11 protein-coding genes are annotated in these 10,004 nt (G+C 73.5%); 2 read left to right on the top strand and 9 right to left on the bottom strand.

The window, feature by feature from the left end; all coding sequences use genetic code 11:
* Positions 1-87 precede the first annotated feature (87 nt).
* On the top strand, positions 88-885 hold the full coding sequence (locus tag DZG00_RS07880) for a glycosyltransferase (RefSeq protein ID WP_233550100.1): 798 nt from the start codon (positions 88-90) through the stop codon (positions 883-885).
* A gap of 15 nt (positions 886-900) precedes the next feature.
* Here DZG00_RS07880 and DZG00_RS07875 read toward each other — a convergent pair whose 3' ends face one another.
* The 4 genes from DZG00_RS07875 to arsB form a co-directional block, all read right to left on the bottom strand.
* A complete protein-coding gene (locus DZG00_RS07875; RefSeq protein ID WP_119455511.1) occupies positions 901-1,257 on the bottom strand; it encodes a hypothetical protein in 357 nt (118 codons plus the stop codon).
* A gap of 76 nt (positions 1,258-1,333) precedes the next feature.
* Entirely contained in the window at positions 1,334-2,713 is a 1,380-nt protein-coding gene (locus tag DZG00_RS07870; RefSeq protein WP_119381854.1) for an NAD-dependent succinate-semialdehyde dehydrogenase, read from the bottom strand.
* 66 nt (positions 2,714-2,779) lie between these two features.
* Positions 2,780-3,217: an arsenate reductase ArsC gene (locus DZG00_RS07865; RefSeq protein WP_119381853.1), complete on the bottom strand. Its 438-nt coding sequence runs from the start codon at positions 3,215-3,217 to the stop codon at positions 2,780-2,782.
* Positions 3,218-3,247: 30 nt separating this feature from the next.
* On the bottom strand, positions 3,248-4,357 hold the full coding sequence (gene arsB / locus DZG00_RS07860) for an ACR3 family arsenite efflux transporter (RefSeq protein WP_119381856.1): 1,110 nt from the start codon (positions 4,355-4,357) through the stop codon (positions 3,248-3,250).
* 114 nt (positions 4,358-4,471) lie between these two features.
* On the opposite strand from arsB, the gene DZG00_RS07855 reads away from it, so the two are divergent.
* Positions 4,472-4,822 (top strand): ArsR/SmtB family transcription factor, encoded by a 351-nt coding sequence (locus DZG00_RS07855; protein WP_119381852.1) that lies wholly within the window; start codon positions 4,472-4,474, stop codon positions 4,820-4,822.
* On the opposite strand, the gene nhaA is transcribed toward DZG00_RS07855, so the two are convergent.
* The 5 genes from nhaA to DZG00_RS07835 all read right to left on the bottom strand — a co-directional run bounded on the left by nhaA (position 4,765) and on the right by DZG00_RS07835 (position 9,841).
* A complete protein-coding gene (gene nhaA, locus DZG00_RS07850) occupies positions 4,765-6,093 on the bottom strand; it encodes a Na+/H+ antiporter NhaA (protein WP_119381851.1) in 1,329 nt (442 codons plus the stop codon). The genes DZG00_RS07855 and nhaA overlap by 58 nt on opposite strands.
* 71 nt (positions 6,094-6,164) lie before the next feature.
* Positions 6,165-6,338 (bottom strand): hypothetical protein, encoded by a 174-nt coding sequence (locus DZG00_RS16990; protein WP_158586977.1) that lies wholly within the window; start codon positions 6,336-6,338, stop codon positions 6,165-6,167.
* Between the two features lie 100 nt (positions 6,339-6,438).
* Complete coding sequence (gene aztD, locus DZG00_RS07845) at positions 6,439-7,650, bottom strand: zinc metallochaperone AztD (protein ID WP_119381850.1); 1,212 nt, start codon at positions 7,648-7,650, stop codon at positions 6,439-6,441.
* Positions 7,651-7,685: 35 nt separating this feature from the next.
* A complete protein-coding gene (gene aztC, locus DZG00_RS07840) occupies positions 7,686-8,612 on the bottom strand; it encodes a zinc ABC transporter substrate-binding protein AztC (RefSeq protein WP_199688912.1) in 927 nt (308 codons plus the stop codon).
* The gene (locus DZG00_RS07835) at positions 8,609-9,841 is read right to left on the bottom strand and encodes an ABC transporter (RefSeq protein ID WP_119381849.1); all 1,233 of its coding nucleotides are present in this window, start codon (positions 9,839-9,841) and stop codon (positions 8,609-8,611) included. Before DZG00_RS07835 ends, aztC begins: the two co-directional genes overlap by 4 nt.
* Positions 9,842-10,004 lie beyond the last annotated feature (163 nt).

Here is a 10,004-nt window from a genome sequence, read left to right as displayed (position 1 = left end):
TCACGCCTCCCGGTGTCGCCGGCTACACGATCACCGAGATCGTCGAGAGCGAGTCGGGCGGCGAGCCCCTCTTCATCTTGGCTCACCGTGCCGCTGCGGAGGGCGGCGGACGCGGCGCTGGCGGAGATCGGCGCGGCGCCCTCCCGGACGGACACCTTCGACTTCGCCTACCGGTGCTTCGACGCGCTGTTCCAGCTGGGCGTCGCCGAGCTCGAGTACCCGCGCCGGGAGCTGCCCGCCACCGTCCGCTTCGTCGGCCCGCTGAGGGACGCGGTCGGCTGCGTGGACGACCCGGCGCTCCCGGACTGGTGGTCGGACCTGGACGGCGACCGCGCGGTCGTGCACGTCACCCAGGGCACCATCGACAACGTCGACCTCGGCCGGCTCATCGCCCCGACCCTGCGCGCCCTCGCCGACGAGGACGTGCTCGTCGTCGCGTGCACGGGCGGGCGCCCGGTCTCGGAGGTGGAGCGCGCGCTCGGCACCGCGCTGCCCGCCAACGCCCGCGTGGCCGAGTTCCTCCCCTACGACCTGCTGCTCCCGCTGTGCAGCGCGGTCGTCACGAACGGCGGGTTCGGCGGCGTGCAGCGGGTGCTCGCGCACGGCCTGCCGCTCGTCGTCGCGGGATCCACGGAGGACAAGCCCGAGGTCGCGGCCCGCGTCGCCTGGGCCGGGTGCGGGCGGGACCTCCGGACGGGCACGCCGCGGCCGGACGCCATCCGCCGCGCCGTGCACGACGTCCTCACCACGCCGTCCTACGGCGCGCGGAGCCGGGAGCTCTCCGCGGCGATCGCGGCCCTGCCGGATCCGGTGGACGTCATCGCCGCCGGGCTCGCCGACGCGGTGGCCGGGCGCACGGGGCCGTCGGTGGCGCCTGCGGACTGACCCGCCCGGTCGCCGCTAGGCCCGGCCGTACTGGGAGAGCGCGAAGAGGAGCCCGCCGACGACGAGCACCACGGCACCGGACGCGAGCGCGCCGAGCGCGCCCACCGCGATGCCGCCGCCGATCAGCCGCGGGCGCTCCGCCGCATGCCGCTTCGCGTCGCGGATCCCGCGCCGCACGGCCGCGATCCCGAGGATGCACGTGACGATCGACACCGCCGAGAACAGGATCACCCCGCCGTAGAGCTGCACCTCCCCGAGCAGCTGCACGAGCACGATGGACGCGACGACGCCAACCGGGCCGAGGAGGCTCAGCCAGCCGAGCATCCACGCGCGGGATCGCGGGCGGAGGGCGGTGTCGTGCGAATCCGTCATGGGTGCAGGGTATTCGCCAGCCGCGCCTCGCAGACGGCTGCGCGCCCCCGTCGCACTGCGCAGGGGCGTACAGGCCTCACGCGATGCGGATCAGCTTCCGGTTCGCGAACTCGTCCACCGCGTGGCGGCCGAGCTCGCGGCCGGAGCCCGAGCGCTTGACGCCGCCGAACGGGAGCTCGGCCGCGTCGCCCAGCACGAGGTTGATCCAGACCATGCCCGCGTCGATGCCGTCGGCGACCCGCAGCGCCTGCTCCGGGTCGGTCGTGTAGACGTAGGAGCCCAGGCCGAACGGGGTGTCGTTCGCGAGCGCGACCGCCTCCTCCTCGTCGGCCACGCGGTAGAGCGCGGCGACGGGGCCGAAGAACTCCTCGCGGTAGGCGTCCATCTCGGGGGTCACGCCGGCGAGCACCGCGGGCGGGAACAGGTTGCCGCGGGGCTCGCCGCTCGCGAGGACGGTGGCGCCCTGGTCCACCGCGCGGGCCAGCTGCTCGGTGAGGCGCTCGGTCGCGGCGCGCGAGGAGAGCGGGCCGAGCACGGTGCCGTCGGCCATCGGATCCGCGGGCTGGGCGGCCGTGATCGCGGCGGTGAAGCGCGCGGCGAAGTCGTCGTAGAGGTGGTCGATCACGAGGAAGCGCTTGGCGCCGTTGCAGCTCTGGCCGTTGTTGTCGAGGCGGGCGTTCACGGCATCGGTGACGGCGGCGTCGAGGTCGTCGGTCGACAGGAGGATGAACGGGTCGGATCCGCCGAGCTCGAGCACGACCTTCTTGAGGTGCCGGCCCGCGATCTCGGCGACGGCGGCGCCCGCCCGCTCGGATCCCGTGACGGAGACGCCCTGCACGCGCGGATCGGCGATGACGCCCTCGATCTGCGCGTTCGTGGCGAGCACGCTCACGTAGACGCCCGGGTCGGCGTCCAGCTCGGCGGCCGCGTCGCGGTAGATGCGCTGGATCGCCTCGGCCGACTCCGGGCACTGCGGCGCGTGCTTGAGCAGGATCGCGTTGCCCGTGACGATGGCGGGTCCCGCGAACCGGGCCACCTGGTAGTACGGGAAGTTCCACGGCATGATCCCGAGCAGCACGCCGAGCCCGGAGCGGCGCACGAACGCGGATCCGCTGCCGTCGGAGAGCTCGATGGGCTCATCGGCGAGGAACTCCTCGGCGTTCCGGGCGTAGTAGCCGTAGATGTCTGCGGCGAAGTCGACCTCGCCGAGGGCCTGGTCGAGGGGCTTGCCCATCTCGCGCACGATGATCCGCGCGAGCTCCTCGCGGCGCTCCACGTGCAGCTCGGCGACGCGGGCGACGAGGGCGGCGCGCTGGGCGATCGAGGTGCGGCGCGACCAGCCGCGGTAGGCGCCCTCTGCGGCGGCGATCGCGTCCTGCAGCTCCTGGTCGGTGATCTCGGGATGCTCGGCGACCGTCTCGCCGGTGCTCGGATCGGTGACGGCGTAGCTGCTCATGGCGGACCTCCTCGTTCGCCGCGCGGGTCACGCGGGTGGGCCCACGATATCGAGCGGGCCGGGCGGTCAGACGGGGAGCGGTCGACCCGTCGCCGGCAGGAGCTCGGCGAGGAGCGCCTCCACGCGGCCCTTGATGTCGTCGCGGATGGGGCGGACCTCATCCAGGCCCTTGCCCTTGGGGTCGGTGAGCTCCCAGTCCTCGTAGCGCTTGCCGGGGAAGATCGGGCAGACGTCGCCGCAGCCCATCGTGATGACGACGTCGGAGTCCTTCACCTGCTCCGTGGTCATGAGCTGCGGGACGGCCCGGGAGATGTCGATGCCCTCCTCGGCCATGGCCTGGATCGCGACGGGGTTGATCTGGTCGCCGGGCTCGGATCCGCCGGAGCGGACCTGCACGGCGCCGCCGGAGAGCTCGCGCATGTACCCGGCGGCCATCTGCGAGCGGCCGGCGTTGTGGATGCAGACGAACAGGACGGTCGGGGCAGCGGTGGTGGGATCGGTCATCGGGAGCTCCTTGACGTGTGCGGTGAGGGGTCAGGCCCGGTCGGCGACCGGGTCGAGGGCGGGGGCGGCAGCAGCCGTGTCGGTGGTCCGAGCGGGGAACAGACGAGGGCGGAGCCACAGGGCGGCGTAGACCAGCGCGAGCAGGGCGGGCACCTCGATCAGCGGGCCGACGATCCCCGCGAGGGCCTGGCCGGAGGTGGCGCCGAAGGTCCCGATCGCGACGGCGATGGCGAGCTCGAAGTTGTTGCCCGCCGCGGTGAACGCGAGGGTCGTGGTGCGCTCGTAGCCGAGCCCCACGGCCTTGCCGAGCAGGAACCCGACGAGGAACGTGACGGCGAAGTAGATCATCAGCGGCACGGCGATCCGCACGACGTCCAGCGGCCGGTCGATGACCTGCTGCCCCTGGAGGGCGAACAGCATCACGATCGTGAACAGCAGGCCGTAGAGCGCGAACGGCCCGACCTTCGGCAGGAACCGCTCCTCGTACCATGCGCGGCCCTTCGCGCGTTCGCCGATGCGGCGGGACAGGTAGCCGGCGAGCAGCGGGATCCCGAGGAACACCAGGACGCTCGCGGTGATCGCCCAGAACGAGAACTCCGCGCTCGTCGTCGCGAGCCCCAGCCACGACGGCAGGAGCTGGAGGTAGAACCAGCCCAGCGCACCGAACGCCAGCACCTGGAAGACGCTGTTGACCGCCACCAGGAAGGCCGCGGCCTCCCGGTCGCCGCACGCGAGGTCGTTCCAGATCAGCACCATCGCGATGCAGCGCGCGAGGCCCACGATGATGAGGCCGGTGCGGTACTCCGGCAGGTCGGGGAGCAGCAGCCAGGCGAGGGCGAACATGAGGGCCGGGCCGAGGATCCAGTTCATGGCGAGCGACGAGATCAGCAGCCGCCGGTCGCCGGCCACCTGCCGGGCGTCCGAGTAGCGGACCTTCGCGAGCACCGGGTACATCATCACCAGCAGCCCGACCGCGATCGGCACGCTCACCGACCCGACGCTGAACGCGTGCAGCGCCTCCCCGACCGCCGGTGCGAAGACCGCGAGCAGGAGGCCGGCGCCCATCGCGGCGAGGATCCACACCGGCAGCAGCCGGTCGGTCGTGCCGAGGCGGGCGGGGGCGGGGGCGACAGGGGGCATCGGCGGGATCACGGCTTCCGGTCGAGGGCGAGGAGCAGGGTGCATCGACGAGCGTCGATGGACCGAGCATATCCAGGACATCGACGCGTGTCGATGTATGGGAGGATCGACCGCATGGCCGTCCTCGACATGCTCCCCCTCACCGACGTGACCGCGTGCTGCGCGCCGCTCACCCGGGAGGCGATGGGCGCCGAGAACGCCGAGAAGCTGGCCCGGTCGCTGCGCGCGATCGCGGATCCGGCCCGGCTCCGGCTCATCTCCATGGTCGCCGCGCACGACGGCCAGGAGGCCTGCGTCTGCGACCTCACCGAGCCCCTCGGCCTCGGCCAGTCCACGGTGTCGCACCACCTCAAGGTGCTCGTCGACGCCGGCATCCTGACCCGCGACAAGCGCGGCACGTGGGCGTACTACCGGCTGGTGCCGGGTGCGCTCGACTCGCTGGCGGGGCTGCTCCGCACCGTCTGATCCGCGGGGCGCGCGGCCTGCCGGTCGCGGATCCCGAGGATCGTGCCGCCGACGATCGCTGCGATGAGCGACCCGACGAGCACGCCGACCTTCACGACGTCGTCCTGCGGGCTGCCGGATCCGTAGGCCAGCTCGCCCACGAGGAGCGAGACCGTGAAGCCGATGCCGGCCACGAACGACAGGCCGAGCACGTCGATCCACTTGAGGCTCGGGTCGAGGCGGATCCCGGGGAGGCGGGTGACGAGCAGCGCCGCCCCCGTGATCCCCACGGCCTTGCCCACCACGAGCGCGACGATGATGCCGGACGCGACGCTGTCGGAGAGCGACGCGGCGAGCCCCTCGAACCCGCCCACGGCGACGCCCGCGGAGAAGAACGCGAAGACCGGCACGGCGACGCCCGCGGAGACGGGGCTCCACCGCTCGGCGAAGTGGTGCGTGAGCGGGTGGCGCTCCTCGTGTCCGGAGGCGTCGCGGTGCGTGACGCCGGCGCGCGCCGACGCGATCGCGGGGACGAGCAGGCCGAGGGCGACGCCCGCGATGGTGGCGTGGATCCCGGAGGCGTGCACGAGCGCCCACGCGGCGAACCCGAGCGGGATGAGCAGGTACCACGCGCGCACGCCGCGCTGCACGAGGAACCCGAACGCGGCGAGCGGCACGAGCGCGAGCAGCAGCGGCACGAACGCGATGCTCGCCGTGTAGAAGACGGCGATGATCGTGATGGCCAGCAGGTCGTCGACGACCGCGAGCGTGAGCAGGAACGTGCGGAGCGCGGGCGGGAGCCGCCTGCCGACGACGGCGATCACGGCCACCGCGAACGCGATGTCGGTCGCGGCCGGGATCGCCCAGCCCTGCAGCGCCTCGGCGCCCGCGTCCCGGTTGATGAGCGTGAAGATGCCGGCGGGCACGATCACGCCGCCGACCGCGGCCGCGATGGGCAGGGCCGCGACGCGGGGGTCGCGGAGGGATCCGGCGACGAACTCCTGCTTGAGCTCGAGGCCGACCACGAAGAAGAAGATCGCCAGCAGGCCGTCGGCCGCCCACGCGCCCACGCTGAGGTCGAGGTGGAGCGCCTCGGGGCCGAAGGTGAAGGCGCGGACCCGGTCGTAGAGGTCCACCGCGGGGCTGTTGGCGATGACGAGCGCGAGCACGGTCGCGACGAGCAGCAGGATCCCGCCGGTGGTGTCGCGGCTGAGGAACCGCGACAGGCGGGCGCCGCGGCCGGACGGCGCGGGTGCGTGGGGAGGGGCGGGCAGGGGAGCGGATGCGGTCATGGGGTCTTCCGTCGAGCGAGCGTGAGCGGGGATGCGGATCCGCTCCGGCGTCGGGGTCGACGGGAGCGGGCCTACTCGGCCGGCGGCGGGCAGCCGGCGATCTCGCCGTGCGCGTTGCTGCCCCACAGGCTCATCCAGCCGTTCGTGCCGGACGTGCGCTTGGTGAGGAGGAGCCGGTTCGGGAACGCCTGCTGCCCGACGCGGGCGCGTCGGGTCAGGTGGACGATCGGGTCCGGCTGCAGCATGCGTCCAGGGTAGCCCGCGTGCCTGCGCGGATGCCGGTCCGGACATGACGGCGAGGGGCGCGGGACCCACGGTCCCGCGCCCCTCGCGATCGGCTGCGGTCTAGCCCGCGGCGACCGCCATCTCGTTCGGCGTGACGTCGAGCGTGGCGCTGGTGAGCACCTCGCCCGTGGTCAGGTCGACCGCGTGGACGGCGTTCGCGGACGGCTCGCTCACGTAGCCGATGCCGTCGACCACGACGATGGAGGGGTGCGGGTCCTGCCACTCGACGGGGCCGTCCCACGCGTCCATGACGGGGAACGCGTCGGTCAGCTCGCCGGTCGCGGGGTCGAGCACGTGGATCTGGCCGTCCGAGGCGATGATGTACGCCTTCTCGTCCGGGCCGCGCGCGACGTCGCGGAAGGTGTAGCCCACGCCCTCGGGCATGTCCACGACCTCGTAGGTCCTCGCCTCGGTGTCGATCAGGGTCAGTGCCTCGAGCAGGTAGCCCTCGGCGTCGCGGTCGGACTTGTAGTCGCCGACGATGATCGGGCTGGTCTCGCTCACGTAGGCGTTGCCCATGCGGCCGTACGGCTGGTCGGGTGCGGTGAGCTTCGTGATCTCGCCGTCGTCGTAGAGGAGCGCGCCGTCCTCGCAGCCGAAGACGACGACCTCGCCGGCCGCGGTGCCCTCGCCGTGGACGCCGGGGCACTGGTCGCTCTGCGCGATGACCGCGCCGGATGCGTCCCGCGCCTCGATGCCGTTGCGGCCGTCGGCGTTCCCGACGGTGGTGAGGAAGGTGCCGTCCTCGAGCACGATCGAGACGCCGTGGTGCGCCTCGACGCCCTCGATCGTCTCGACGTCCGGCATGCCGTCGGTGGAGGCGAGCGCCGCGGTGTCGAAGACCGTGGTGTCGCTCGTGCCGTCGGCGTAGAGGATCGTCTTGCCCGCGTGGCGGACGACGTGGCCGGGGGTGTCGGCCTCGAAGACGGTGTCGGTCAGCTCGGCCTCGTCGGCGCTGCCGGCCGCGGTGTCGAGCACCTGGAAGCCGTCGCCCATCGTGACCATGACGTGACGGTCGTCGCCCGCGGGGTTGAGGCGGGTGAACTCCTCGGAGTCGAAGTCCGAGACGGTCTCGAGGGTCTCGCCGTCGAGGACGAGGATGCCGCCCTCGTAGGAGACGGCGAGGCGGGGTCCGGCTGCCTCGCCGGATCCGGCCGCGGACCCGGAGGACGGGGAGCCCTCCGGGGCGGGGGTGGAGCAGGCCGCGAGCGTCGCGGCGAGTCCCAGGGCGACGGCGGCGTAGCCGGTCCGTCGGAGGCGTGGGGTGCGCATGGTGGTTCCTTCTCTGTGTGATGGATCGCAGGCGCTCAGGGGGAGAGCCCGGTGGCGATGCGCTGCGTGTTGACGCGCATCATGGAGAGGTAGTCGGGAGCGCCGCCCTCGGCACCCGTGAGGGACTCCGTGAACAGCTCGACCACCTCCACGCGGATGTCGGCCTCGCTCGCCAGCGCCTGCACGAGGCGGTCGGGCGATGAGGACTCCGCGAAGATCGTGGGGACGCCGGTCTCCTCGACCGCCGACACGAGGTCGGCGAGGTCGCTGGCGGAGGGCGCGGCGAGGGTGGTGCCGCCGGGGATCACGGCGCCGACGACCTCGAAGCCGAAGCGGTCGGCGAGGTACCCGAAGACGTGGTGGTTGGTGACGAGGGCGCGGCGCTCCGCGGGGATCGCGGCGAACGCGTCGGTCATCTCGGCGTCGAGGGCCTCGAGCTCGGCGCGGTAGGCGGCCGTGCGCGCGGCGAGCCCCGCGGGATCCACGCCGTCGATGCCCGCGAGCGCGGGTTCGAGCGCGTCGACGACGTCGACCATGCGCGCCGGATCCGTCCAGAAGTGCGAGTCGGGCATGCCCTCCGCGTCGCCCTCGGCGTACTCGAGGACCGCGATGGCGTCGCCCGCGACGAACGTCGGCACGTCGGCGGCCGCCGCCGAGTCGAGGTGCTGCTGCAGCCCCTCCTCGAGGCCGAGGCCGTTGGAGACCACGAGGTCGGCGGAGCGGAGGCCGGCGGCCTGCTGCGCGGAGATCTCGAACGAGTGCGGATCCGCGTTCGGCTTCATCAGCGTCACGACCTCCGCCTCCTCGCCGACGAGCTCCTCCACCACGTCGCCGAGGATGTTGGTCGAGACGTAGACGGTCGGGCGGTCGTCGCCCGCGGTCGCGCAGCCCGTGAGGGCGAGGGCGGTCGCGGCGGCGGCGGCCGTCGCGGAGAGCGCCGTGCGAATCCCGCGCGCGCTCATCGGCCGGTCTCCGCGGTGAACGCCGGCTCGGTCTCGGCGTCGAAGGTGCGGGAGACGCGGGCGTCGTCGGCGAAGTCGATCTCGTGCAGGCGCCTCTCGACCGGGCCCGCGAGGTAGGCGCGCTGCTGGTCGGCGACGAGGGTCGGGATCCGGCCTTCGGCCAGCGAGTCGGCCACGAGCGGTCCGGTGTCGGCGAGCACAGCGCCGTCGACCGCGGACATCACGAGCACGCGGCCGTCCGTCGTGAGGGCGAGGAGGTGGTCGTCGGCGTCGTCGACGGCCGACACGTGCACGAGCGGAGCGGGAGCGGGCAGCAGCGTCCAGGCGCGCTCGCGCGTGTCCAGCAGCCAGATGCCCTGGTCGCCCGCGAGGCCGGCGACCGTGGGGCGGCCCTCGCGGTTGTCGAACGACGTGGCGGCGGGGGCCGTCGTGCCATCGGGGTACGGGATCCGCTCCACGCTCAGCTCGTCGCCGTCCACGCTCGCGAGGAGGGCGCCGTCGGAGCAGCCGATGACGGCGCCGACGCGCGTCGTGATGGTGCCCTCGGGAGCCGTGCACGACTCGACGAGGCCGGTGCGCTCGCCCTCGGCCGTGTAGCCGACGACGGTCGCGTCCGCGCCCTGCCCCTCGGTGACGAGCGCGGTGGATCCGACGGGCACGACCATGCCGGGCCCGGGCTCGCCGTCGAGGCGGAACGACTCCTCGACCTCGCCCTTCGACAGCGCCTCGGTGTCGAGCAGCACGGCCTCGCCGGAGTCGGGGAAGAAGAGGCCCGTACCGCCCGTGGTCGAGAGGTTGGTGGTGGCGACGGTCGCGGTGCCCGCGCCCTCGACCGTGCCGAGGAGGCGGGGATCCGCGCGGTAGTAGTGGAAGTGGTCGACGTGGTCCCAGGTCCAGACGCCGCTGTCGACGATCTCGACGCCCGCGTCGGTCTGCGCGAGGAGGTAGCGGCCGTCCGTGGCCATGGCGGTCGGTGCCCCGATGGAGCCGAGGTCGGCGACCGACTCGTCGAGGAGGTCGAGGTGCGTGACGGCACCGGTGGGGTCGATCGACGTCAGGCCGAGGCGGGGCTCCGAGAGCTCGGCGGCTCCCGAGACGGCGCCGTGGCCCTCGCCCTGCTCGTCGGCGGTCGGATCCGCTGGCGGCGCGTCGGCGGGAGCGGTCGAGCAGGCGGTGAGGGCTAGCGCAAGGCCGGCCAGGAGTGCGGGAGCGGTGGTGCGGGAGCGCACGTGGTCCTCTCGGGTCGGGGTCGGGGTACGGCGGGCGGCCGTCGCAGGGATCACGCGGGGATCACGCGGGGGCCGCGGCGATCGGGCGCGACCGCAGCGCGGAGATCCCCGCGCGCAGGGCGCCGGAGAGCGCGGCGACGGCGATGGCGGTGGCCGCCACCGA

Source organism: Clavibacter lycopersici (assembly GCF_003576405.1).
Lineage (GTDB): Bacteria > Actinomycetota > Actinomycetes > Actinomycetales > Microbacteriaceae > Clavibacter > Clavibacter lycopersici.
The sequence above is the reverse complement of the archived record's forward strand: the minus strand, read 5'-3'. Positions and strand labels throughout refer to the sequence as shown.

Excerpts from the sequence above, each read along its gene's own strand:
- aztD (WP_119381850.1), bottom strand. The coding sequence starts at position 7,650 with ATGCGCACCCCACGCCTCCGACGGACCGGCTACGCCGCCGTCGCCCTG.
- DZG00_RS16990 (WP_158586977.1), bottom strand. The coding sequence starts at position 6,338 with ATGCTGCAGCCGGACCCGATCGTCCACCTGACCCGACGCGCCCGCGTC.
- aztC (WP_199688912.1), bottom strand. The coding sequence starts at position 8,612 with ATGAGCGCGCGCGGGATTCGCACGGCGCTCTCCGCGACGGCCGCCGCC.
- arsB (WP_119381856.1), bottom strand. The coding sequence starts at position 4,357 with ATGCCCCCTGTCGCCCCCGCCCCCGCCCGCCTCGGCACGACCGACCGG.
- DZG00_RS07865 (WP_119381853.1), bottom strand. The coding sequence starts at position 3,217 with ATGACCGATCCCACCACCGCTGCCCCGACCGTCCTGTTCGTCTGCATC.
- DZG00_RS07855 (WP_119381852.1), top strand. The coding sequence starts at position 4,472 with ATGGCCGTCCTCGACATGCTCCCCCTCACCGACGTGACCGCGTGCTGC.
- DZG00_RS07875 (WP_119455511.1), bottom strand. The coding sequence starts at position 1,257 with ATGACGGATTCGCACGACACCGCCCTCCGCCCGCGATCCCGCGCGTGG.
- nhaA (WP_119381851.1), bottom strand. The coding sequence starts at position 6,093 with ATGACCGCATCCGCTCCCCTGCCCGCCCCTCCCCACGCACCCGCGCCG.
- DZG00_RS07870 (WP_119381854.1), bottom strand. The coding sequence starts at position 2,713 with ATGAGCAGCTACGCCGTCACCGATCCGAGCACCGGCGAGACGGTCGCC.